The sequence below is a fragment of the Paenibacillus sp. Pae15 genome (assembly GCF_024519685.1).
GTDB lineage: Bacteria > Bacillota > Bacilli > Paenibacillales > NBRC-103111 > Paenibacillus_G > Paenibacillus_G naphthalenovorans.
Genome location: NZ_JALJRM010000020.1, coordinates 20586 through 44084 on the forward strand (window position 1 = coordinate 20586; position 23499 = coordinate 44084).

At 47.4% G+C, this 23499-nt stretch carries 22 protein-coding genes and 1 pseudogene; 19 read left to right on the top strand and 4 right to left on the bottom strand.

What is annotated here, in order from left to right; all coding sequences use genetic code 11:
- Positions 1 to 18: 18 nt before the first annotated feature.
- The 9 genes and pseudogenes from NR121_RS16660 (at position 19) to NR121_RS16700 (ending at position 9714) form a co-directional block, all read left to right on the top strand.
- Complete coding sequence (locus NR121_RS16660; RefSeq protein WP_256831504.1) at positions 19 to 2265, top strand: chemotaxis protein CheA; 2247 nt, start codon at positions 19 to 21, stop codon at positions 2263 to 2265.
- A gap of 38 nt (positions 2266 to 2303) precedes the next feature.
- Positions 2304 to 3083 carry a ParA family protein gene (locus NR121_RS16665; RefSeq protein ID WP_201023610.1) on the top strand — a complete coding sequence of 260 codons (780 nt, stop codon included), beginning with the start codon at positions 2304 to 2306 and terminating at the stop codon, positions 3081 to 3083.
- Positions 3084 to 3111: 28 nt separating this feature from the next.
- Positions 3112 to 4767 carry a chemotaxis protein CheW gene (locus tag NR121_RS16670; protein WP_217634691.1) on the top strand — a complete coding sequence of 552 codons (1656 nt, stop codon included), beginning with the start codon at positions 3112 to 3114 and terminating at the stop codon, positions 4765 to 4767.
- Positions 4768 to 4836: 69 nt separating this feature from the next.
- The gene (locus NR121_RS16675; RefSeq protein WP_171005802.1) at positions 4837 to 5004 is read left to right on the top strand and encodes a hypothetical protein; all 168 of its coding nucleotides are present in this window, start codon (positions 4837 to 4839) and stop codon (positions 5002 to 5004) included.
- A 188-nt stretch (positions 5005 to 5192) separates the two neighbouring features.
- Positions 5193 to 5657 (top strand): annotated as a pseudogene (locus NR121_RS16680) (5'-nucleotidase); the annotation flags it as partial.
- An 18-nt stretch (positions 5658 to 5675) separates the two neighbouring features.
- Complete coding sequence (locus NR121_RS16685; RefSeq protein WP_175471907.1) at positions 5676 to 5828, top strand: hypothetical protein; 153 nt, start codon at positions 5676 to 5678, stop codon at positions 5826 to 5828.
- Between the two features lie 132 nt (positions 5829 to 5960).
- Positions 5961 to 7457: a spore germination protein gene (locus tag NR121_RS16690; protein WP_145862526.1), complete on the top strand. Its 1497-nt coding sequence runs from the start codon at positions 5961 to 5963 to the stop codon at positions 7455 to 7457.
- Between the two features lie 5 nt (positions 7458 to 7462).
- Positions 7463 to 8617 carry a Ger(x)C family spore germination protein gene (locus tag NR121_RS16695; protein WP_062408665.1) on the top strand — a complete coding sequence of 385 codons (1155 nt, stop codon included), beginning with the start codon at positions 7463 to 7465 and terminating at the stop codon, positions 8615 to 8617.
- On the top strand, positions 8617 to 9714 hold the full coding sequence (locus tag NR121_RS16700; protein ID WP_256831506.1) for a GerAB/ArcD/ProY family transporter: 1098 nt from the start codon (positions 8617 to 8619) through the stop codon (positions 9712 to 9714). Before NR121_RS16695 ends, NR121_RS16700 begins: the two co-directional genes overlap by 1 nt.
- A gap of 48 nt (positions 9715 to 9762) precedes the next feature.
- Here the strand turns inward: NR121_RS16700 and NR121_RS16705 are convergent, their stop codons facing one another.
- From NR121_RS16705 to NR121_RS16715, 3 genes are all read right to left on the bottom strand, one after another.
- Complete coding sequence (locus NR121_RS16705) at positions 9763 to 10440, bottom strand: SIMPL domain-containing protein (protein WP_256831507.1); 678 nt, start codon at positions 10438 to 10440, stop codon at positions 9763 to 9765.
- A 205-nt stretch (positions 10441 to 10645) separates the two neighbouring features.
- Positions 10646 to 11572 (bottom strand): aromatic acid exporter family protein, encoded by a 927-nt coding sequence (locus tag NR121_RS16710; protein WP_074726912.1) that lies wholly within the window; start codon positions 11570 to 11572, stop codon positions 10646 to 10648.
- Positions 11573 to 11676: 104 nt separating this feature from the next.
- Positions 11677 to 11871 (bottom strand): hypothetical protein, encoded by a 195-nt coding sequence (locus NR121_RS16715; protein ID WP_054818371.1) that lies wholly within the window; start codon positions 11869 to 11871, stop codon positions 11677 to 11679.
- A gap of 182 nt (positions 11872 to 12053) precedes the next feature.
- Between NR121_RS16715 and NR121_RS16720 the strand changes: the two genes are divergently transcribed.
- From NR121_RS16720 to fumC, 3 genes are all read left to right on the top strand, one after another.
- Positions 12054 to 12749, top strand: a complete 696-nt coding sequence (locus NR121_RS16720; RefSeq protein WP_054818372.1) for a FadR/GntR family transcriptional regulator — start codon at positions 12054 to 12056, stop codon at positions 12747 to 12749.
- Positions 12750 to 12756: 7 nt separating this feature from the next.
- Positions 12757 to 13968 (top strand): CynX/NimT family MFS transporter, encoded by a 1212-nt coding sequence (locus NR121_RS16725; RefSeq protein WP_074726913.1) that lies wholly within the window; start codon positions 12757 to 12759, stop codon positions 13966 to 13968.
- A gap of 199 nt (positions 13969 to 14167) precedes the next feature.
- Positions 14168 to 15556 (top strand): class II fumarate hydratase, encoded by a 1389-nt coding sequence (gene fumC, locus NR121_RS16730; protein ID WP_256831508.1) that lies wholly within the window; start codon positions 14168 to 14170, stop codon positions 15554 to 15556.
- A 138-nt stretch (positions 15557 to 15694) separates the two neighbouring features.
- On the opposite strand, the gene NR121_RS16735 is transcribed toward fumC, so the two are convergent.
- A complete protein-coding gene (locus NR121_RS16735; protein WP_256831509.1) occupies positions 15695 to 16618 on the bottom strand; it encodes a S66 peptidase family protein in 924 nt (307 codons plus the stop codon).
- Between the two features lie 293 nt (positions 16619 to 16911).
- On the opposite strand from NR121_RS16735, the gene NR121_RS16740 reads away from it, so the two are divergent.
- The 7 genes from NR121_RS16740 (at position 16912) to NR121_RS16770 (ending at position 23482) form a co-directional block, all read left to right on the top strand.
- Positions 16912 to 17721, top strand: a complete 810-nt coding sequence (locus NR121_RS16740; RefSeq protein ID WP_054818373.1) for an IclR family transcriptional regulator — start codon at positions 16912 to 16914, stop codon at positions 17719 to 17721.
- 82 nt (positions 17722 to 17803) lie between these two features.
- On the top strand, positions 17804 to 18508 hold the full coding sequence (locus tag NR121_RS16745) for a cyclase family protein (protein WP_256831510.1): 705 nt from the start codon (positions 17804 to 17806) through the stop codon (positions 18506 to 18508).
- A gap of 16 nt (positions 18509 to 18524) precedes the next feature.
- Entirely contained in the window at positions 18525 to 18986 is a 462-nt protein-coding gene (locus NR121_RS16750) for an SRPBCC family protein (protein WP_062408658.1), read from the top strand.
- 27 nt (positions 18987 to 19013) lie between these two features.
- Positions 19014 to 19886: an FAD binding domain-containing protein gene (locus NR121_RS16755; protein ID WP_054818375.1), complete on the top strand. Its 873-nt coding sequence runs from the start codon at positions 19014 to 19016 to the stop codon at positions 19884 to 19886.
- 5 nt (positions 19887 to 19891) lie between these two features.
- Entirely contained in the window at positions 19892 to 22252 is a 2361-nt protein-coding gene (locus NR121_RS16760) for a xanthine dehydrogenase family protein molybdopterin-binding subunit (RefSeq protein ID WP_256831512.1), read from the top strand.
- An 18-nt stretch (positions 22253 to 22270) separates the two neighbouring features.
- A complete protein-coding gene (locus NR121_RS16765; protein ID WP_054818381.1) occupies positions 22271 to 22762 on the top strand; it encodes a (2Fe-2S)-binding protein in 492 nt (163 codons plus the stop codon).
- Positions 22763 to 23482 (top strand): RraA family protein, encoded by a 720-nt coding sequence (locus tag NR121_RS16770; protein WP_256831513.1) that lies wholly within the window; start codon positions 22763 to 22765, stop codon positions 23480 to 23482.
- Positions 23483 to 23499 lie beyond the last annotated feature (17 nt).

The window sequence follows — 23499 nt, forward strand, 5'->3', positions numbered from 1 at the left end:
GGCGAATGAGGAGTGTATATGATGGGCAATACTTTTAGTCCCGAGGATGTCGGTCTCTTGAAGATGCTTCTGGATGAATGGAAGGGATGCCAGGAAGATCTTCAAAAACTGATTCTCAAGCTCGAGGTGTTTCCTGATGACGTTGAATTAGCAAATGACCTCATTCAAAGGGTTCACTGTATCAAAAGAGGTTCCTCCTTTGTAGGGTTGGCATTCATAACAAAGCTAAGCCACGAAATTGAACGTGCAATTGATGCAGCCCTTGAGAAGAACATTAAGGTTGATTCCGAGCTTATTGATCATCTGCTGGCCGGCGTTGACTTATTAAGCAATCACATTTCCCGGTTGATCCGGAAAGTCGAATCGTATGATTCGTCAAATGAAGAAGCTGAACTGGTTATAGACTTTGAAGATGAAAAAAGTATAGATGAATTTGTAGAAAAAATAAATGTAATATTTGAAAAACAAAAGCAGCAAGAACAAACAGTGAATGAAACGAATGAAGCGGGTGAGTATGGAGCCGCAATAACGGAGATATTGCAAGCCCAACAGTTTACGAGAAAATTATCCAGGGATGCAAAGGAACAGTTTCTGTTCGAGGCCTATGAACATATCGACAGGATTGAAAATCAATGTTTGATCAAGTTGGAGAAAGAAGAAAACAACCGGGACGCTATAAACGAACTGTTTAGGGCTGTTCAGAGCATAAAAGCCGGAACAGGCCTGTTTGTCGCAGCGGGGCAGAAAGAGAGTCCGCAATTTGCCGTCGTCAAGGATTTTTCCGATGTTGTGCATACGTTTGAAAACCTGCTTGGACTCATTCGAGATCGGGAAATCCATTTTGATGAAAACTTATTATCCTTGTGTTACGAGACCGTGGACTATTTGAAAGCTTCATTGGAATCTATGGCGCTGGACAATCGGGTTTCCATACCTCATGCAGAAATATGGAGTAAAATTGACAATTGCCTATCCTACATAAAGTCTCTGCCCGATCGGAAGGTCGGTATGGATTCGGGAGCCAATTCCGTAAAACAAGTTCTTCGTCAGGATCAAATGCAGAAAGCCGCTTTGGCGCAAAGCATGCAGAGTATCAGAGTAAGCCAGGACAAACTGGATAAGATGATGAATATGATATCCGAGCTGCTGATAGCGAAAAACGCCTTTATGCATATTGCCGCCAAATTAAATGCAGAGTATAACCTTCCGGAAATGTCAAAGGAAGTTAAAGGGGCAGGGGCTTCCATCAACAGGATATCGGATGAATTACAAAATGCCATCATGTCTATGAGAATGATCGAAGTAAAGACGGTATTTCAAAAAATGCCCAGAATCATTCGCGATATTTCACAAAGTACCGGCAAGAAGATGGCATTGTTCATGGAAGGTGAAAGTACAGAGATTGATAAAATGATTGTCGAGCAGATCAGTGATCCGATTGTTCATTTGATTAGAAACGCGGCTGATCATGGTATTGAGAATCCGGAGGACAGAAGGAGGAAGGGGAAAAGCGAAGCAGGAAAGATTACGTTAAGGGCATACAATAAAAACAAGCATGTCTATATTGAGATTGAGGATGACGGGAAGGGAATGGACCCCCGGTTGCTGAAGCAGAAAGCTATTGATAAAGGCTTAATAGCAATAGAAGACGCGGAAAAAATGACGGAAGGCCAGCTGATCAACCTGATCTTTCTGCCGGGGTTCAGTACCGCCGGTCAAATTACCGAGGTGTCAGGCCGTGGGGTCGGCATGGATATTGTGAAGAGCAATATCGAGAAAGTCAACGGAACTATTATGATCGACAGCGAAGTTGATAAGGGTACAAAAATGGTGATTCAGCTTCCGCTTACCCTTGCTGTTTCAAGGGGGTTGACGGTCCATGTATTAAACGAAACGTACATCATTCCCATCGATTACATTTTCGAGACCGTAAAGATCCATAACAATGATATCCATGAATTCAATGACAAGTATTTTGTACACCTCAGAGGGGATGTCATTGGAATTGAATGGCTGAGCAAGCTGTTTTTGCTGGGTGAAAGGGACATGAATCATGAAGAGTTCAATACGGTTATCATTTCCAATGGGATGGAAAAATTCGGTTTTGTCGTGGATAAGCTAAAAAATGAACAGGAATTTGTCATGAAAACGCTGGGTGGGCAGCTGGCTGGCATACCCGGTATTTCCGGCTCGACCTTGCTCGGCAACGGACAGGTTGTATTAATTGTAAATCCGATCGAAATGATGCAGCTTGCAAAACATTAGAATAAAACAAATCCGCTATTCTTTTGCGGGAGGAAAAAATGAGTAAAAAGATGACCAAATTTGCTGTCTTTAACAACAAAGGGGGAGTAGGCAAGAGTACGATTGCTGTACATATTGCTCATGGTCTGGCTCTTGACGGATATAAGGTATTGTTGATTGACATGGACGGGCAGAACGATGCGAGCCTTTTTCTTGGTTTTACATCGCAGGATTATAAAAAAACATTTTACGATCTTATTGTCGGAAGAAACAAGACCAGGCTGCTTGAAGAATGCCTGATCCATGCCAGGGACAATCTGGATTTATTGCCCTCCAGTTATGTTGACAGGATCAATACGGAGTTGTTCAGATTGCCGAGTATAAATTTGGTATTGGAAGAAAAATTGAAAGATGTTGAAAGTTTTGGCTACGATTTCGTGATCATGGACTGCGGGCCCCAGCGAAGCAAGGTGAATGACGCAGTCTTGTGTTATGCGGACGGACTCATCATCCCCGTCCAACTGCAAGCCGCATCTGTGAGAGCTGTCGGGAACATTTACGAATATCTTTCGGATATGAGGCTGAACACCGATAGGATAAAGCTTATTGTGCCCAACATGTTTGATCAGAGAACCAATGATTCCAAAGAAAACTTAGCGTTATTGAAGGAATTTGTTTCGAACGATCATTTGCTGACCGAACCCATCCCTCGCAGGGTAAAGATCGCAGAGGCAGGGAAACTGGGGAAAACTGTTTTTGAATATGATGATGAATCTGCACAGCAGTTTCTGAGCATCGTTAAAAAGGTGATAAGCAGAAATGCCCGGGAAGAGCCATAGTAAAAAGGACCAATCGAATTTGGAAAAGATGAAAAATGAAATGAGAAGAAAAAAGGAAAAGGCGGAAAAAGCGGATAAAGATCCAGTCGCCGCTCGGATTGACGAGCCGACGGATATGCTGCAACTACAAGATATAGGGGGGACGCTGCCATCCCGTCCGGAAGAAGCGCTTTTGGCGTTTGCTGAAGGGGATTTTCAAAATCAGGCAAGCGGTGAAGTCTTACATAACGTAGAGGTTGGCGATGTTGAGTTAGTTGTTTTCCGGGTGGGAGCCGAACAGTTTGCGTTCAGGCTGAAGCATGTAAGAGAAATCATAAAGGTTGACGGCATAAGGAAGGTTCCCCATGCCCCTGCGCATGTCGCAGGCTTGTGTAGCCTAAGGGGCAGCATTCTGCCCGTTGTCGACATTCGCAGGTGTTTATATTTGCCAGAGAAGGAATTCAACGATGACAGCAAGATTATCGTTACTGACATTCATGGCAGAAATGTAGGAGTTGTAACCGATAGGATTTCCGAAGTGATTAGCCTTAAGGCTTCATCTATTTTGGAGCCGCCGGCCAACCTAAAGAATAATCAAAGCCGGGAAATTGGCGGAATTGTCTTGGGAGATAACGGAAAAAGCATCATTATGGTTTTAGATGCGGAGAACGTTGTGAAATTCGAACAGTTGAATAAAGATTTGATGAGCGGCAACGCATTGGATCGTGCGGAGTCTTTTTCTCCGGGCTCACATCATGTAGACGAAGTAGAGTTGGTCATTTTCCTTATCGGCGGAGAGCAATATGCCCTCGACGTCAGAAACGTCAAAGAAATCCTGCGATATGTTGAGCTTATAAACGTTCCCCATTCTCCGTCCTATGTGGAAGGCGTTATTTCTGTAAGGAACCATCTTCTTGCGGTAATTAATCTCGCCAAGCTCTTGGGGACCGGGCATTGCGGGGTTGATGAATCGACCAGAATTATTGTTGTTGATGCCGGCGATATTTCCTATGGGATGATTGTCGATAAAGTGTCGGAAGTGGCGCGAGTTCCCAATAATCTTTTTTACCAACCTCATCATGTGATTCCATATGCCGAAATGCAGTTTATACGTGAATTTGCCCATATCAATGATGGGAAACAGGTTGTTATGGCTCTTGACCCATACAAGATAGTACCCTGTAACGATTTGAAAGCATTTCGCTTTGAGAATCAGGTATGCGGAGAAAGCGGAAACGTTTCTAACCAAGCAAGGCCGCGGAATTTATATTTGGATCAGGAGCAGATTGTAGCTTTTAGAATAGATAACGAAGAATATGGCATAAACATCGATTTTGTATGTGAAGTGATCAATATTGATGAAATTTACAGCTTCCCCGGGGCTCCCGACTTCATCGACGGAATGGTAAACCGAAAAGGGGATATCATGCCTGTTTTAAATTTGAGAACATTTTTTGGGATAACTTCAATAAGAAAGAGTTCCAAGCTTTTGGTTGTTGAATACCAAAAAGAACGTATAGGTATCATTATCGATTCCGTTACAGAAGTCATTATGGTTCATAGGGAGCTTCTTGAAAATTGTACCGGAGCGTTAGATGCCGGGAATAAAAAGAAGTATATCCATGAAATTGCGAAATTGAACGAAGGGCAAAGAAGCATTCTGATTATTGATCTGGCGGCGGTCCTTGATTTTGCCATCGGATAAGAGTAAAGAATTTCTTGTTTTTTCAAAGCAGCCGCTTACTCGATCTATTAATTGCAGGGAGGCTTTAATATGGAAAAAAAAGAAACTCTTAAACCGGAAAAATTCGAGGAAACTCTTCAACGGAAAGAAATCGAGGAAATCCTCACAGCGGAAGAAATTGAGGAAATCCTCCGTAAATTGGAGGTTGAATATCCGGAGTGGGTAAAACCCGAACAAACCGAAACATCGGAAAAGTGAGAGCACAATGATTGAACTCCAAAATATCCGGGACTAAAGACAGCTGAAGGCGTATATTAAGAAGAGGACATAGAACAATGGATTCTAAGACATCAGGTTTAAATAACTTGATGTTTTTATTATTTTAAGGATATCGGATCGGGCTACGCAATATCAGTGAAAGATTAAATCCAGTAAAGGAGAACCCTATGCCATATCAAATCGAAGATAAATTCGTTACCGCCGTAGCTTCCAGTGCGCTGTTTGATTTAACCGAATCGGACAGCGTATTTAGAACCAGGGGCGAAGATGAATATAGACAATATCAAAGAGAACACGAAACGGATGTTCTAAACACAGGAGTCGCATTCCCGTTAATCAAAAGGCTTTTAAGCATGAATGGTGCGACTGCCGAAGACCAGCCCGTGGAAGTCGTGCTGCTATCGCGAAATGATCCGGATACCGGGCTGCGTGTATTCAAGTCGATAGAGCATTACAAGCTTCCCATCAGCAGAGCCGTATTTGTTGCAGGAAGAAATCCGTTTCAATATATGGAGGCATTTAATGCCTCGCTGTTTTTATCCGGAAATCCGGCGGATGTGAAAGAAGCGGTTGAACGCGGGTTTCCGGCAGGCTGCATTTATCCGACGGACTTTATTGATGATGATGAAGATCATTGGATATAAGAGTGGATGAGGCGTTCTTTCTGGGAGGCGTCGACAAACAGTTCCCAAGGACGGGACTACCGCAGAGAAACGATCGAAAGCTTCCGGCAGAAGAAACCCTTCCTGCTGAAGTATTTGCCCGAGAGCAGGGTAACCGCCATTTTTGAGGATGTTTTGTGAGAATACGGGTTCATGCTCACCGGCGCTTTCAGGTGAATAATTGCCATATAAATGGGTAAATTATGCAAGAAAACAAAGCATGGTTGGTATCACCTGTTTTTAAAAAAAAGCGTTCAAATCAAGGTGGTCGAAATGAAATCCGATATCCCAAGCCAGATGTTGTCCGAAGATCTGTCCGTCAATGAAAAAAGCTTGAAAGAAATATTTCGGAATTGTACTGACGTTATATTTCGTCCGATAAGATTAAACGACAATAAACATCTATTGCTGATTTATGTCGATGGGTTATGTGATACCAAAACACTGGAAGAAGTTGTTTTAAAACCGCTCCTTGAAGGGATTCTTCAAGATGTTAGGTTTGTCATCGATGAGAGGCTTATTGCCGTTGCTCAAGTTCAAATGGCTTCATGTTTGAACGATCTGGTGGATCATGTTTTAAAAGGCGATGCGGCTATTCTTGTGGATGGAGAAAACCAGGCCATTATAGCTGATTTGAAAGGATTCGATAAGCGGGGTATTGAAGAGCCGACTACAGAAAGCACTGTTCGTGGGCCGCGGGACGGCTTTACTGAAACGCTTCGGACCAATACGATGCTTATACGCAGGAGAATTCGAAGTTCAAAACTCAAGATGGAAACCTATTCGGTTGGAAAATTCTCAAAGACGGATATTGTCATTGCCTATATCGAGGGGATCGTGCAGGATGTCGTGCTCGAGGAAGTCCGCAAGAGAATCAAACGCATACAAATCGATGGGGTAGTGGATTCCGGTTATATCGAGGATTTTATTGAAGATCTTCCTTATTCCCCCTTCCCTCAGGTGCAAAATACCGAGCGGCCTGATATTGTATGCGCGGGACTTCTCGAAGGAAAAGTGGCCATCATCATAGATAACACTCCATTTACATTGCTTGTTCCCATGACGTTTTGGGCTGGACTTCAAGCGTCGGAGGATTATTACGAGCGGTTTATATATACTACCTTCGTTCGTTGGCTTCGTTATTTATTGTTAAACATTGCTTTATTTCTTCCCTCGCTATACGTAGCAACCACTACATTTCATCCACAGCTCATTCCAACCAATTTGTTAATCAGCATTGCCGCTGCCAGAGATGGGGTACCATTTCCTGCTGCTGTTGAAGCGCTGATGATGGAATTTATGTTTGAAGGATTGCGCGAAGCGGGCATTCGACTTCCCAAACCGATAGGTTCAGCTGTAAGCATTGTAGGTGCGCTTGTTATTGGACAAGCTGCCGTAGAAGCAGGGATTATTTCTGCACCTATGGTTATCGTCGTGGCAACGACAGGGATAGCATCGTTTGCTATCCCGCGATACAATCTTGGAACAGCTTATCGGCTGCTTCGCTTTCCGATGCTCATCTTGGGGGGGACCCTTGGACTGTTTGGCGTAATGATTGGAGCGGTTTGCATATTAATCCATCTAGTTTGTCTGAGTTCGTTTGGAGTTCCTTATATGAGTCCGTTAGCTCCGCAGATCCCGGCAAACATGAAGGATGTATTAATACGTGCGCCGCGATGGAGTCTGCAATATCGCCCTTCTTTAGTGAGCGGACGCAACAAAAAACGAATTCCAGAGAATCAAAAACCAGGCTCAGGAACAGAGGAATAAGTAGAATGAAAAAGAAGCTGTTGATTCTATTAAGCTTGCTTTCCATTGTGATAACAGGATGCTGGGACCGTAAGGAATTAAACGATCTTGCCATTTTACTTGGATGGGGCATGGATTTATCCGACGATGGAACTTATTTCGGAAGCGCTCAGTTTATTTTGCCTTCTAAGTTAAGCAGTGACGGAAAAAGCGGACCGGAAAAAGCCTATTTTATTGAAACGGCAAAGGGAAAAAATTTAATGGATGTATCTCGAAGAATTCAAAACAAGCTTTCCCGAACCGTCTTCGGCGGTCACCGAAGGTCGATTTTTATCGGAGAAAAATTGGCCAGGCATGGGATCTCAAAACTGATTGATGAATACAGCAGAAATCCGGATGTCAGACTTAGAAGCGATATATTTGTTGTTAAAGGGGAGACGGCTAACCATTTTTTAAACGTTTCTTACCCGTTTGAGAAGGTACCTGCCATCGCTGCACATAAAATTCGTCTGGAAGCCGTTTCCGCAACCACAACCTTAGCGGATTTTCTTATGGCAGCAAGTGGCGATGAGGAAAGTCCGACAGTACCGACGGTTGAAATTGTCCGGAATAAAGACAGCTCAGCCATTCGGCTTGGCGGCAGAGCTATTTTTGATGAAAAACTAAACTTGATCGGATATTTGAGTTATAAAGAAGCGGTTGAACGATTGTGGCTTTTGAATCGATTGAAAAAAAATACGATTATAGCCCATATTCCTGAAGGCGAGGGCAATATTTCGTATGATGGGGACTATTTTAAAAGTACAATTAAACCGGTCATAACCGGAGATAAAATCTCCTTTGAAATCTTCTTGGAAGGGACCGGAAAAATACTGGAAAATAATACTAATTTGGATTTGAAGGAGCTCAATAATCTTAAAGTTTTGGAAAAAACACTTGAGGAAACGGTTCAAAAGGATATGCTGAACATGATCAAAAAGGTACAAAAAAATTATGGAACAGACGTTTTCGGCTTTAGGAAAGCTATCCATAAAAAACATCCGTACGCTTGGAAAAAAATGAAAGAGACATGGAACGAGAAGTTTCGGAAAGCCGAGCTGTCCATTAGAGTTGACCTGAAAATCAAAAATACGGGACTTACGGGGCTGCCGCTGCATCAGAAGGGAGGGGCGATAAAATAATGAAACTGTCAAGCCGGCAAATTCTTTGGCTGTTAGCCACATTCGAACTTGGAATGTCAATCCTGCTGACCGCCTCGCCCTCCATTATGGATGCGAAACAAGATGCATGGATTTCGTTTTTATTAGCAGGTGCCGCGGCCATTTTCATTACGGTGGTATCGGTAAAATTGAGCCTGCTTTATCCCGGCCTGACGTTTATCGAATTCAGCCAGAGCATCTTGGGAAAATGGCTTGGCAAAATCATTGTCATTCCTTATTTTATTCAATGGTATTCCGTCATTCCCATCATTCTCCGGCAGGCGTCCGATTTTATCGACATGATCATGTTCACGAGGACACCGCTTCTTCTTATTCTTCTGCTGGTGCTTATCCCCGTAATCTATGTAACGTACCACGGCGGGATTCAAGGGATCGGTAGGTGCAGTGAAATCGTGGGACCGATTATATTTTTCGCTTTTGGACTTGTCTTGCTGCTGGGCGTCATCAATATGGATGTCAATCGGGTGCTTCCCGTTTATGCCGACTCCGGAAGGATAAATATATTAAAAGGTGCCATACCGCCTCTTGCCTTTTTAGGGGAGTCGTCTACCATATTGTTGATGTTAACCTGTTTTGTCAATGATCAAAAAAAAGTTGTGTCAAGAGCTCTGTGGGGAGTCGGCATCGCTTCCTTTTTTTTATCGTTGTCCGTATTGGCCAGCTTAATGACGTTTGGACCTCATTTGAGCGCAAAAATGTGGTACCCGTTTTTTGAGATGATTCGATATATTTCCTTCATGGAATTTATCCAAAACCTTGAAAGCATCATTGTCATTGTCTGGTTTTTAAGTGTTTGCATCAAATTATCCGTTTACATATTTATTACGAGCTACGGAACAGCACAATGGCTGCATATTAGACAATGGAAGATCATGATTTGGTTTGTGGCGCTGGCGGGAATCATTCTCGCATTGAGCTATAACAATATCGTTGAATCCTCCATCGACTATCCCAAAACTATTTGGATGCCGTATATTTTCCCAATCAATTTTGTAGGCATACCCTTGGTTCTGTATATTGTCGTAACTGTAAAAAAACGAAAAATGCTAAAGCTTTAATCGTTATGCCTCCCTTCCGGACGGAAAGAAGACTGAGCGGACAAACGTTTAAGCATAAGTATATGCAGCCCTGATCGCAGCAGTAATTTTCAATTCTCCCGGCAGGATCGGTGTGGCGGGCGCACTTTGGGCCATCAGCGAGGCCTGATAAGGTATGGACTCCCGTGAACGGGCTTCTTCCTGAACCTTCACCGGAAGTGTAATCAGAGTCGCACCTATCGTTCTGGCGATGGTCATGGCCTTGGCTTGGGCATTTTTGACGGCTAAGGCAAGGGAGCGGTTATAATACATGTCGGGGTTCGCTATGCTGAATCGGATGCCGGAAACGGAGTTCGCCCCATGGTTCACAGCCGTATCGACAACAAGTCCGGTTTGATTTATCTGTTCCAGGGTGATTTGAAGCATATGCGTCACTTGATAACCTCTGAGGATTTGTTTTCCTTCTGCATAATTATATTGGATGTCGACTCTGTAAGTTACCGTTTGGATCTGTTCTTTGGGAATGCCCAGCTGTACGAGGGAGTGAACGATGTTGGCTATGGAGGCGGCATTGTCTCTTTGGGCGTCAGAGAGGCTCGGGTTCTCCGTGATGACACCTAAATCAATAACGGCTCTGTCAGGAGGGGCAGACACGGTTCCTTCACCCGATACCTCGATGATTTGGCGGTGATGGTGAACGGAGGGATTCATCCTTGAGGCCGGATGCCAGGGTTGAGTAAAGTACACAGGTTAACACCTCTTTCCCGTGCGTGGATATTCCTATTGTATTGGCGTCCGGACGTTAACATTCCTCCATGCGGAAGTTCAGTATCGTTTACGGAATCTTCTATCTGAATCTCTGCCGGTGTTATTGATCGGGACCGGGTTAATTGGCACTGTAAAGAAAACGAAGGTAGAGGAGCGTTCCATGGAACGCCCCTCCGGTTCTTGCTCAAATCGTATTAATGAAACGCTCGAGCTCGTTAGCTACCGTATACAGGCTGGCCCGATTCTCGAATTCGTTCCTTGATTCAGGCAAGGGAAGATGCTTGTGGTAATCTCTGATATCGCGCAGCTTTTCGCGAAAATAGGCGGTTTGACTGCGGTTATTCAGGTGATGGCTCAATTCTTGAACGAAGTCCCCGATCCGTATCCCTTGTTCCATTTGCACGGTTATTCTTGAAATGGAGGGCAGCATCCGTTCGAGAATATCATACTGCCTCTGCTTGTGTTCAAAGTAGGCTTGATATGAATTCTCCTTGCGCAGCAGATTGTTCTCTGCATCCAGAATGGCCAGACGCTTGGCCTTTTGGAGAGTATCGGACAGCAAAAGCAGCTCCTTCCCGTCCCAAAGCGTATAGCCTTCTTTCAAGTAGCTGGCCATTTCGTTCAAAATCTTTGAAATCAGTTGATCCACTTCTTCTTTGTAACGGTTGAGCTCTTTGTCGATACTAGGCATATACCAATTGATCAGCAAGCCCACACCCAGCCCCACCAACATGACCTGAATTTCATTCCAGTAGAAGGAAGGCTCTATTTTCCCGTGCATGTAGACATGCATAACGATAACGGAGCTGCTCGCGATTCCTTCCTGAATCCGGAAGCGAACGCAAAAAGGAATGAATAACAGCAGAAGTACAAGAAAGGAATAGGGCCGGTATCCGATCACTTCAAATAATAGGCTCGAAAACAAGAGACCTGCTATGCAGGCGAAAAAACGGCTGATCACAGCTTGGGTGGACTGCTTGCGGGATTTCTGAATGCACAGAAGGGTTAATATCCCCGCAGCCGTATAGTATTCCAACTGCAAGGCCTGTGCCAGCAGGATGGAAATGCTGACGCCAATCGCGGTTTTAATCGTGCGGAAGCCAATCCTCATGGTGATCACCCGATTTTGTTTTTGCCTTATTTTACACTTAATCGGGCGAAGGTGTAAACATAGTTTACATAAATGCAACAAAATGTATTGAACCGAACCTGCCTTCAATATGTATTTTCGGACCGATCCTTCAGCTTATCATGCAGCCGGATCGGTTTTTTAATTTCCGCATAATTTTCTTCAATATCCCGTTTAATGGATTCGAGGATATGCAATGCCAGTTTATGTTCATCATCATTTCCCATGGCTTGAATCATGGATTGAAGATAGTCCAGCCTGGTTTTGGTCACGAATCTCATGGTGGTATACCTCTTAGCTTCCAAAATTTTTAAGTCTTATTACATGATTCGATAAAAAAGGTTGTTTTTAGACGCCATTGCTTCTGTTATTGCTTATCAGGATGAGGAAAGGGGACTGTTCAAACTCCAGGATTAGCGTTATAATATCAAAATTAAACATCCGATGTTTGGAGGGTTGACTATTGGGGCTCAAGCGGGCATCGCGAACGACACTGGTTGAACAAGTCGTAGCTCAAATGGAGCTTCTTATTGAGACGGGTAAATGGTCGGTGGGATTACGCATTCCGGCTGAGCCAGATCTTGTTCAGCAGCTTGGAGTAAGCAGGAATACGGTACGGGAGGCTGTGAAGGCGCTCGTTCATACAGGACTTCTGATCGTTCGTCCAGGCGACGGTACATATGTAAGCTCTTCAAGCGGTCTTGGCGCCGTATTGCTGCGCCGCCTGCGCCGTTCCAATATTGTGGAGACGCTGGAGGTTCGGTACGCTCTGGAACAGGAAGCCGCTCGTTTAGCGGCCGTACGGCGTACCGATGAGGACATTGAGGTTTTAAGCAGATGCTTGAACGAATATGACGCAGCGGCAGCGATGAAAGACACGGACGCCTATTTAAAGGCTGACCTGGACCTTCACAAGATCATTATTGGTGCGGCCCACAACAGCGTGCTCAAAGAATTGTATGAACATATCACGGAAGGTGTGAGAGAAACGATCGGCAGCGTGCTGGATCATTCTGTTCTTTTAGAGCATCATACCAGGATACACCGCGAGCTGATCCAGGCCATCATAGACGGTAATCCCGATGGTGCGGCGCAAGCTGTTCGCGATTATATAGAAGCTTCCCGACACATGCTGCAAAGCGACAATAGAGAGGAGTAACTGCTTCATGCTGCAACAGGAATTAGTGAATCAACGCCTGCAAACACGTGCAGGCTTTTCCATGCTTTTGGCAGGAATCATATTGGTTGCTGCAAATCTCCGTGCGCCGATTACGGCCGTCGGCCCGATCATTGGAGAGATTCGGAACGCAACAGGAATTTCGAATACATTGGCCGGTGCTTTGACCACCCTGCCGCTGCTTGCTTTTGCACTGCTCTCTCCGTTTGCACCCCGATTTGCCCGCAAGATAGGCATTGAACATACCCTGCTTGCGGGGATGATTGTTCTGACCATAGGGATATTGATACGATCGATTCCTGGAGTTGGCATGTTGTTTCTGGGTACTTTATTGTTGGGGCTTGCGATTTCGGTATGCAACGTACTTGTACCCAGCCTGGTGAAAAGGGAGTTCCCTGAACGCATCGGAGTCATGACAGGCATTTATGCCGTCTCCATGAACTTATGCGGGGCCATCGCTTCAGGAATCAGCATACCGATTACCGGAGGACTTGGATTGGGTTGGGGCGCAGCACTGGGATGCTGGGCGCTTCTTTCTTTTGCCGCGATTCTGATTTGGCTCCCGCAGCTGCGTCATCGCCGTCATACCCCCATTGCCCAGGTCAACAAGAAGGGCGGTCAGTTATGGCGCTCACGCCTGGCATGGAGCGTGACGATTTATATGGGATCGCAATCATTAGTATTTTATATGATGGTCGCGTGGCTCCCGGAAATCCTTCAGCAACGGGGAATGAGCAATGAAACGGCAGGTTGGATGCTTTCGCTGCTCCAATTTATCATTTTGCCGCTCACCTTTGCCGTTCCTGTGCTGGCAAGCCGATTTTCGAATCAGCGCCAATTGGTAATCATGACCGGGATCTCACTGATTATTGGCTGCCTCGGATTGCTTAGCGGCAATCTATCCTTGGTCGTACTATGGATGATACTGCTCGGTATTGGAGTAGGTTCCGCATTTAGTTTGGCTATGATGTTCTTCGTTCTTCGAACGCGCGATTCGCAGCAAGCCGCCGAATTATCAGGCATGGCTCAAGCTGTAGGGTACTTGATGGCGGCTACGGGACCGACACTTTTTGGTTTGCTTCATGATGTAACGAATGGGTGGACCCTTCCGTTGATCTTTTTGTTGGCCTCTGCCGTCATGCTGATGATTGCCGGTTATGGAGCGGCCAGCGGCTATGTGACTTCCAAAGAATCGTCTTAACCATGAAAGGATAAATCCGGAGCCGGGGATCATTGCGATCCCCGGCTCATGTGTTTTACTCTCCTGACGGAAGGCAAGCCTCTTCCATGCGCCGTTAAGCCCCCGGTGTGTTCAGCCTTTGTCGAAACTTTATCAATGTATATTTCATAATAATGGGTAATCTATGGTAAAATGACATTAAACAAAGGAGGTAGCCCACATGGAATACAGAATTGAACGAGATACGATGGGGGAAATCAAGGTTCCCGCAGACAAGCTTTGGGGGGCGCAGACGCAGCGAAGCAGTGAAAATTTCCGCATCGGAACGGAACGAATGCCTGTAGAAGTGGTACGCGCTTTTGCGCTGCTGAAAAAAGCGGCCGCACAGGCAAATCTTAAGCTGGGCAAGCTTGAACCTGAGAAGGCTGAAGCGATCACGGCGGCGGCAGCCGAAGTGATCGACGGGAAGTGGGACGACCAATTCCCGCTGGTCGTTTGGCAGACCGGAAGCGGTACGCAGTCAAATATGAACGCCAATGAAGTCATCGCCGCTCGGGCCACGCAGCTGCTCGCAGAGAAGGGGAGCAGCATCCGTATTCATCCCAATGACGATGTGAACCGGTCGCAAAGCTCTAACGATACCTTCCCGACCGCAATGCATATCGCTGGAGTGTTGGCGGTGGAGGAGCAGCTGCTGCCGGCTCTGGACAAGCTGAAGGAGACGCTGCGAAGCAAGATGGAAGCCTTCGCCGATATCGTCAAAATCGGACGAACTCATCTGCAGGATGCTACGCCGCTTACTTTAGGGCAGGAAATCAGCGGCTGGTGGGCAATGCTGGATACCACCGGGAGGATGATTCGCCAAAGCGTAGAATCCATGAAGGAGCTGGCTATTGGCGGGACAGCCGTAGGTACCGGTTTGAACGCGCATCCGAAATTCGGAGAAACCGTAGCGGCAGAAATATCACAGGAGACCGGCAGGACCTTCGTCTCCGCCGCCAATAAATTTCATGGTCTGACAAGCCACGATCAAATCGTATACACTCATGGAGCATTGAAGGCGCTGGCAGCGGATTTGATGAAAATCGCCAACGACGTTCGCTGGCTGGCCAGCGGTCCGCGAAGCGGAATCGGCGAGATCAAAATCCCCGAGAACGAGCCGGGCAGCTCGATTATGCCCGGGAAGGTGAACCCTACGCAGAGCGAGGCGCTCACGATGGTGGTTTGCCAAGTGATGGGCAATGATGCGGTGATTGGATTTGCAGCAAGTCAGGGGAATTTTGAACTGAATGTATTCAAGCCTGTCATCATCCACAATTTCTTGCAATCCGTCCGGCTTCTGTCGGATGCGATGAATTCATTCAACGACCATTGCGCTGTTGGTATTGAGCCTAACCGCGCCGTCATTGACCGTCATCTGGAGCAATCTCTGATGCTCGTCACCGCGTTGAACCCGCATATCGGGTATGAGAAGGCCGCATCCATCGCCAAGCTTGCGCATAAGGAAGGCCTGACTCTGAAGGAAGCAGCTTTAAGGAGCGGTTATTTAACCTCGGAGCAGTTTGACTCCATCGTACGTCCGGAGGATATGATTCATCCGAAGGAATAAATGATCTTGGACGAACATCCCTTTGCTTTTGAAGCTAGGGGATGTTCGTTTAAGATCCTTAAATTTACCGATATTGATGAGCCTCCATTCCCGTCGGATATTTGGCCTGCCATCCCGACGGAAGCAGGCCCGATGCGTCTATAGGCTGACCGTAGGCTCAAGCACGGCCAATGTATGGTTATACGTATTTAAATTCACCATCGCGCCGATGGGGAGCGCCGCTTTATATGTTCCATGCGCGGTTGCAAGGTTCGTCATGAGGGGTTTCCCCAGCGGGACAATGAATTCGTTGATCAGGTCTTCGTATGATTTGCCGTAAGCGAACTGACAGCCGGTGCATTCGCCCATAACGATACCGGTGCAATCCCGGAACTTTCCGGCCAGTTTCAAATGGTTCAAATATCTGTAGATGGTATTGGTGGGTTCGTGTGTTTCTTCTATGAGCAGAATTTTACCCCTCGTATCGATTTCAAAAGGTGTGCCCAACGTACCGACAAACGATGTCAGATTGCCTCCGACGAGAGGACCGGTCACATTGCCCTGCACTTTGCTGATTAAGGGGATTCCCGGGGGATTTTGAATGAGCCGATAAGAAGAATAGGAAGACGTAGCGGAAAAAAACTGGTTGAAATTATATGCAGGCGTATCGGGTCTGAAATCAATCAGCAGAAGGCTTTGAAAGGTGATTAAATTAGCTTGTTGATAAAGCACGTTTAACAAGATCGTGATATCGCTGTAGCCTGTTATAATTTTTGGATTATTATGAATCAAATGATAATCAAGATACGGAAGAATACCGGCGACTCCTACTCCTCCCCGCGACGGCAGAATCATATTGACCTGCGGGTTTTCAAACATTTTCATCAAATCCGAGGCCCGTTCCTGATCTGAGCCCGCAAGAAATCCGTTCCGGGAATAGACATAATCCCCCAGTACGACATTAAACCCCATACTTTTCAGAGTATCTACCCGCGCATTAATGACTTCTACATCTAATGGACTTCCCAATGTCACGACTCCAATCGTATCGCCTTTTTTTAATATTGGGGGCCGAATTGCCATAAGCATACATTCCTCCCGCTGAGCATATGAGTCTTCTATAACAATTATATGGAAATCATCGGTTTACATAACGAAAACTTTAGGTTTATGCCGAACAATACGGGAGCAGCGCTGATAGTTTCATTCATAGGTCAGCAATTTGTATAAATCTGCAAAAAAACATGAAAAATGTATTGAATTAATGCAAAAACCATAGTAAACTAAGTTTCAGGAAGTAATTGGGTTTTGGTATTGTATCCACGAACATCGATTACATCTGAAGTAGTCATTAGGTTAGGCAGGAGGAAACATGGATGACCGCATACAGCGCCTTGGCTGCAGTGGAACGTACTTTTCAAGTCATGGAAATTTTGGTGGGTGAAGTCAACGGCGTCAGCGTGACCGAATTGGAAAACCGGACACAGCTTCCGAAAAGTGTCATTTCACGGATTTTAACCACCCTGCTCGAGGGAGGGTATGTAGAAAGGGACAGCAAAACCCGTTACTACAAGCTGTCATTTTATTTCTTGAGCATGGCTTATCGCCACATCAATGCTCTGGAGATCAATGATATTTTTTATCCGATGCTGGAACGGATTGCCAAACGAACCGGCGAGCTGGTTCAATTGGCGGTGGTGAAGAAGGAGGGTATCTTTTTCATCGAGAAGGCGGAGGGAACCAATCCCTTAAGAGTTGCTTCCATGTTAGGCCAGAAAGCCCCATATCATGCAACGGCTGTCGGCAAGGTTTGGTTAGCGAGCTTGACCGATCAGGAAGTGACCTCGATTATCAGCCAAAATGGTCTAAAAGCATATACGGAGCACACGATCACCGATCTGGACACCCTTCTTAAGAATTTGGCGGAGGTTCGCTCCAAGGGCTATGCCATCGCAGATCAGGAAATCAATCAAGATGTCATTGCCGTTTCTGTACCGATCACTTTGGATGAACAAGTCGTCGCTATGCTGGTGACCGCCGCGCCTCACTTTAAAATGACGGCAAGCCGGATCGAGGAGCTTGTCCATATCTGCAGGGAAGAAGTCGATTTATTTGATGCATCGCTTCTCAGGTCATTTGATCTGGGCTATAACCCTAATAAATCGGGAAAGATAACGATTCCCTGAAACCATGTATATAAATTTTTTTAGACTGAAGAGTAAACTAAGTTTCAGGAAGAAATATTATTTTCGAAAAGGAGTGTTCCCATTGCCGCGAATTGTTGATCTGTCGCAAGAGGTTTTTAGAGGCCAGCCTGTTTATCCGGGTCACCAGCCCACCGTGATTTTTCCGATGACACAGTTAACCGTGAAGGAGGACGGTAAATGGACGTTTGCCGTCAATACGCTGCTGATGTCGGAGCATGCGGGAACGCATACGGATTCGTTTACACACATGGATCCGGACAAGAATGCTCTATCGATTGAACAAATCCCGCTGGAGAAATGTATAGGACCTGCGGTTTGTCTGGATGTAAGCCATGTCCCCGATTCTGCTTTTATTACGAGGAACGCATTGCAGGATGCTTGCCGTAAAGCCGATTTGACCATACCGCTTGGCGGTACCGTACTGATTTATACCGGTACATACGAACGTCATTTTCCCAGGCCCGATTATCATCAGAAAAATCCGGGCTTGGACCGGGAAGCGGCGGAGTGGCTTGCCGATCAGGGAGCGATTCATATCGGAATCGATGCGGTCAGTATCGATGTCAGCCCCCATCAGGGAGAAGAATGGAAGCCCGCACATACCGTTTGCCGCGAAAGGGGGCTGCTTAATACGGAAAACTTAGGTGATTTGAAAGCGGTTGCAGGAAAAAGGTTTATCTATATCGGCTTGCCGCTCAAGGTTAGAGGCGGAACTGCCGGCCCGACAAGGGCAGCGGCTATTTTTGATCTGGCCTGGAATTCATAAACGGGAGGTTCAAGGAATGATCATTGAAGACAAGTTTGAAATTAAAGCGGACCAGGAGAAGGTATGGCACTTTTTGATGGATACCGAATCTCTGGCGCGATGCCTGCCAGGCTGTGAGGAAGTCAAGGATATGGGAAACGGGATATACCGGGCTGTGGCTTCCGTACAAATCGCTTTTATGAAGCTCCGCTTTCATCTGAATGTTCGGATTACGGAAATGACGCCTCCACAGCAGCTTGTGTCCGAGGTGGACGGGAAACCGATGTCGCTGGTCGGACAGCTGAAAATGAAGGCCCAAATGAATCTGACCGCACCGGCTGAAGGAGCTACTCAGGTTCATTACATCATGGATATGAGCATGGCCGGTAAGCTGGGCTCGCTGGGACAATCCGCATTTCGCTCAAAAGCGGCGGAGATGGGCGGGCAGTTCGCTGAGAATATCCGGCAGGCGCTGGAGCCTACGGAAGTGCAACATTAACCGATATTGAGGGAGGAGGATGGCAGGATGCTGAATGTTGAATGGGTGGAACCGGAAACGCTGGAGGATGTGAAGCATGCGCTGGCGTCGGGAGATGATCTGACCCGTGTGGTTAGTGGAGGAACCGCGCTTTCGTTGATCATCAAGCAGGGGATTTATCAACCGGAACGGTTAATCAGTTTGAAAAAGGTGAGGTGTGAGTTAAATTACATTCGGCCGGATAATGATGGGAACCTGCGGATCGGCGCGATGACCACGCTGCGGGAAATGGAGACATCTCCATTCATCGAACAAAACTATCCGGTCATTTCGAAAGCGCTTCATCATGTGGCTAACCCGAGAATCCGCTATGTGGCCAGTATTGGCGGCAATTTATCACACGGAGATGCCCATCTGGATTTGCCACCGATCCTGTTGGCCTTGGATGCCAAGGTGAAAGTGGAAAGTGTAAGGGGAGACAGATGGATTCCGCTGGCTGACTTTTTCCAAGGCTATTATGTGACGGCTGTCCGGCCCGACGAACTGGTCACGGAAGTGCTTTTACCCAAGACCGACCCCGGGTTGAAGGGGGCTTACATCAAATATACGACACTGTCCAACGACGACTGGCCTACGTTGGGGGTCGCCGCTTTTATTCAGCAGGAGCAGGGAATCCTTTGCGATGTGCGTATGGCGGTCAGCGCCGTAACGGATGTGCCTGCGAAGCTGGAGGCGGTCGAGCAGCTGCTGTTGGGCAAGCCAGGCAGTGAAGCATGGATAGAGCAAGCAGCCGAAATGGCCTTTCATGCGGTGGAGCCTTCCGAGGATTTACGGGGAAGTTCCTGGTATAAGAAGGAAATGCTGAAGGTCCATGTCCGCAGGGTGTTACAGCAATTATTGCCGGAAGGGCAGAAGGGGTGAACAGAATGCCGGTTATAGGACAATCTCATCGCCGGATCGAAAGTAAAGGGAAGATTACGGGCCAGGCCGAATACGTGATGAACATGGAGCTTCCAGGCATGCTGCATATCAAGGTGCTGCGAAGCACGGTGCCGCATGGAAGGATAAAAAGCATTGATACCAGCGCAGCGGAGCAAATCCCCGGAGTCATAAAGGTCGTAACCGGCGCCGATTTGCAGAATATGGACATCCATATGCATTACGGTCCTGCATTTCGCGATCAGCCGGTTTTGGCATTCGACAAGGTATGTTACATAGGTGATCCGGTTGCTGCCGTTATTGCCGAAACTGCGGCCATTGCCGCCGATGCGGTCAACTATATCAATGCAGATTATGAAGAACTGGAGCCTGTATTCGATGTGCTTGAGGCGGCCAAAGAAGGAGCGCCAATCGTTCATGAAGTGATCAGGCCCGCCGGCAGCTTTGCGGATTTGAAAAATCTGCTGCCTAAGGAAGGGAGCAATGTCTGCTTGCATTATAAGCTGCGTCACGGGGATCTGGAGAAAGGCTTCGCGGAAGCGGATCATATCTTCGAGGATACGTTCCGGACGCCTGCGGCGGTTCATCTTCCCATGGAGCAGCACGTGGCGGTTGCCCAACTGGATTCCAACGGCAGGATGAATATTTGGACGGCCAATCAAAGCCCTTCATTTATCCGCAGTGAGGTCGCTTATGTATTGAAAAAGCCGGAAAGCCAGATTCGCGTTCGAGTCCCTTATTTGGGCGGAGGCTTCGGAACCAAGCTTTATGTCAAAATCGAAGCCTTGGTTGCGGTGCTGGCGCTGATCGTGAAAAAACCGGTGAAACTGGCGCTGACGATGGAGGAAGTATTTATTACGCTGACCAAGCATGCAACGGTCTTTAAGATGCGTACCGGCGTCACGAACGACGGACGCATTGTCGCCCGCGATTGTCAGGTGTACTGGGATACGGGCGCTTATGCCGATATCGGCCCGCGGATTACGCAAAAATCAGGCTTTACCGCAGCAGGCCCATACGATATACCGAACGTGAGCATCGACTCCTACTGCGTATATACGAATAATGTTCCTGCCGGGGCTTTCCGGGGCTTCGGCGTACCGCAGCTGGTGTGGGCATATGAATCGCAAATGGATATTATTGCGGCCAAAATGGGATGGGACCCGCTCGATTTCCGCCGCAAGCAGGTGCTGACCGAGGGGAAAATCCACGCCACAGGGCAAAAAATGACTTCGGTCGGTCTTGATCAAATTATTGAGGAATTGGACAGAAGCATTGAATGGACGGCATTTTATAAAGAAAAACAGGCCGGTGCCATACATCGCAGCGGCAGCAAAATCCGTGCCAAAGGAACGGCGATTGGACTAAAAGCCGTATTAACTCCGTCGATTTCTGGCTCGATCGTCAACCTGTTCGCCGACGGCAGCGCATCGGTATTCTGCAGCACAGTAGATATGGGGCAGGGTTCGGACACCATGATGGGACAAATCGCCGCCGAGGTGCTTGGATTACCTCTCGAAAAGGTCACCGTAGTACACCCCGATACCGATGTCACGCCTTACGATACCATAACTGCCGCAAGCCGCTCGACGTTTTATATGGGCAATGCGATTTTGAAAGCGGCCGAGGACATCAGGGATCAAATTTTTGCTCATGTTTCCGGAAAATATGATGTGTCCGCGGAGCTTTTGTCTCTTGCGGATGAAAAGGTGCATGTTGCAGGACGCCCCGAACTGGCGATGACGTTAAAAGAGGCGATCAAAGACATCTTTCATATGCCGGCGGGCTGTATCATCGGAAAATATGTATTTGAAAGTCATTATCAAAGCCCCGATCCTGAAACGGGTCAATCGGAGGATGTGGCCATTTTCTGGTTTCCGGGAGGAACGGCGGTTGAAATCGAGGTGGATACCGAAACGGGCAAAATCGATATTCTGCACATGGTGTCGGCCGGCGATGTCGGCAAGGCCATCAATCCATTCCAGGTCCATCAGCAGTTATATGGTGCGGCGGTGATGCAGATCGGGCAAGCGTTGTTTGAAGAATGCCGATACGATTACGGTCAAATGATCAATGCGAACATGGCCGATTACAAGGTTCCTACATTTAAAGATTTGCCGGGCAAATCAGAAACGATCATCGTGGAGGTTCCCCATCCGGAGGGGCCGTTCGGTGCCAAGGGAGTGGGCGAGACGGCATCCTTCGGCGTCCAGCCCGCGATCGCCAATGCTCTTTATCAGGCGACAGGAGCCAGGGTCAATAGTATGCCGTTGACTCCGGAGAAAGTCTTGCGGGCCATCAGGGAAGTTCAGCAACAAAGAACCTCGGAATTACAGCAGCAAATCTAAACGTAAGGAGCGATCAACTTGAACAAGCAAATCAGCTTTAAGTTAAACGGAAGACAGGTTTCCGCGTCAGTTTCTCCGGGTGAGAGCCTGCTTGATGTTCTGCGCAACCGGTTTCACTTGGGGGGGGCCCGCGAAACCTGCGCGCTCGGACTGTGCGGCGTATGCACCGTCATCGTTTCCGGAAATCCGGTCAGCAGCTGCCTCTATATGGCGCCAGCCGCAGACGGGGAAGAGATCGTGACGATTGAAGGCTTGGAAACAGAGGACGCGCTTCATCCGGTGCAGGAAGCTTTTATGGAGCATACGGCATTCCAATGCGGTTATTGTACGCCCGGCATGATTCTGATGGCCAAAAAATTGCTGGAGGAAAACCCCGATCCGTCCGAGGATGAGATTAAAGAGTTTATGTCCGGAAATATATGCCGATGTGCCAGCTACGGGCAGATCATTCAAGCCATCCAGGCGGCCTCGCAGATGATTCAGGCGGACAGAATGGAAGGAGCCCATTAAATGAAAGAACCAAGCATCATTGGCGGGATCGGTTTCGGCTTTATCGAAACATTCGATAGGGCGGATGCCGCTTTAATCCAACAACTGCAGCATGCAAGCTCAACGGACGTAACGGATTCGCAAAATCGGACAGGGGCTATGGACCCTGGGATCAAGCCGCTCGGCTCCGGAAAACGGGTGTGGGGCAGTGCCGTTACGGTCGATCTTCCTGCAAATGACAATCTGATGCTCTACAAAGCGCTGCAGCTGGCGCGGCCGGGAGACGTGCTGGTCGTCAATACCAATGGCGGGCAGCGCAGGGCCGTCTGGGGCGAGCTGATGACGCATACGGCGATGGCTCTGGCATTGGGTGGTCTGGTCGTAGACGGGATCGTTCGCGACGGCGCCGCCATCCGGCGGCTCGATTTCCCCGTTTTTTGCCGGGGCACAGCTCCGGTCAGCGTAGAGAAAAACGGTCCAGGCTTTGTTAATGGAGAGATGACTTGCGGCGGTGTTGTCGTTCGCCCGGGGGATCTCGTCGTCGGGGACGACGATGGAGTGGTCATCATTCAGAGAGAAGGGCTGTCTTCGGTGCTTGACAAGATGAAACAAACAGAACAGCGGGAGATCAAACGGAAGGAGGAGATTGCAAGGGGGCAGGCTCTTCCTGCCTGGTTGGATTCCGTCATGCGGGAAAAGGGCCTTGTGCCTGGGATTAAAAAGGAAAGACTTTTAGAATAAGGCCGTTGCGTTGGTTA

What these genes read in the sequence shown, in the direction of transcription:
- NR121_RS16770 (WP_256831513.1), top strand. Translation starts at nt 22,763, where the DNA reads ATGAAAGAACCAAGCATCATTGGCGGGATCGGTTTCGGCTTTATCGAA.
- NR121_RS16660 (WP_256831504.1), top strand. Translation starts at nt 19, where the DNA reads ATGATGGGCAATACTTTTAGTCCCGAGGATGTCGGTCTCTTGAAGATG.
- NR121_RS16740 (WP_054818373.1), top strand. Translation starts at nt 16,912, where the DNA reads ATGACCGCATACAGCGCCTTGGCTGCAGTGGAACGTACTTTTCAAGTC.
- NR121_RS16690 (WP_145862526.1), top strand. Translation starts at nt 5,961, where the DNA reads ATGAAATCCGATATCCCAAGCCAGATGTTGTCCGAAGATCTGTCCGTC.
- NR121_RS16725 (WP_074726913.1), top strand. Translation starts at nt 12,757, where the DNA reads ATGCTGCAACAGGAATTAGTGAATCAACGCCTGCAAACACGTGCAGGC.
- NR121_RS16710 (WP_074726912.1), bottom strand. Translation starts at nt 11,572, where the DNA reads ATGAGGATTGGCTTCCGCACGATTAAAACCGCGATTGGCGTCAGCATT.
- NR121_RS16715 (WP_054818371.1), bottom strand. Translation starts at nt 11,871, where the DNA reads ATGAGATTCGTGACCAAAACCAGGCTGGACTATCTTCAATCCATGATT.
- NR121_RS16675 (WP_171005802.1), top strand. Translation starts at nt 4,837, where the DNA reads ATGGAAAAAAAAGAAACTCTTAAACCGGAAAAATTCGAGGAAACTCTT.
- NR121_RS16755 (WP_054818375.1), top strand. Translation starts at nt 19,014, where the DNA reads ATGCTGAATGTTGAATGGGTGGAACCGGAAACGCTGGAGGATGTGAAG.
- NR121_RS16760 (WP_256831512.1), top strand. Translation starts at nt 19,892, where the DNA reads ATGCCGGTTATAGGACAATCTCATCGCCGGATCGAAAGTAAAGGGAAG.
- fumC (WP_256831508.1), top strand. Translation starts at nt 14,168, where the DNA reads ATGGAATACAGAATTGAACGAGATACGATGGGGGAAATCAAGGTTCCC.
- NR121_RS16735 (WP_256831509.1), bottom strand. Translation starts at nt 16,618, where the DNA reads ATGGCAATTCGGCCCCCAATATTAAAAAAAGGCGATACGATTGGAGTC.
- NR121_RS16700 (WP_256831506.1), top strand. Translation starts at nt 8,617, where the DNA reads ATGAAACTGTCAAGCCGGCAAATTCTTTGGCTGTTAGCCACATTCGAA.
- NR121_RS16750 (WP_062408658.1), top strand. Translation starts at nt 18,525, where the DNA reads ATGATCATTGAAGACAAGTTTGAAATTAAAGCGGACCAGGAGAAGGTA.
- NR121_RS16670 (WP_217634691.1), top strand. Translation starts at nt 3,112, where the DNA reads ATGAAAAATGAAATGAGAAGAAAAAAGGAAAAGGCGGAAAAAGCGGAT.
- NR121_RS16665 (WP_201023610.1), top strand. Translation starts at nt 2,304, where the DNA reads ATGAGTAAAAAGATGACCAAATTTGCTGTCTTTAACAACAAAGGGGGA.
- NR121_RS16685 (WP_175471907.1), top strand. Translation starts at nt 5,676, where the DNA reads ATGAGGCGTTCTTTCTGGGAGGCGTCGACAAACAGTTCCCAAGGACGG.
- NR121_RS16695 (WP_062408665.1), top strand. Translation starts at nt 7,463, where the DNA reads ATGAAAAAGAAGCTGTTGATTCTATTAAGCTTGCTTTCCATTGTGATA.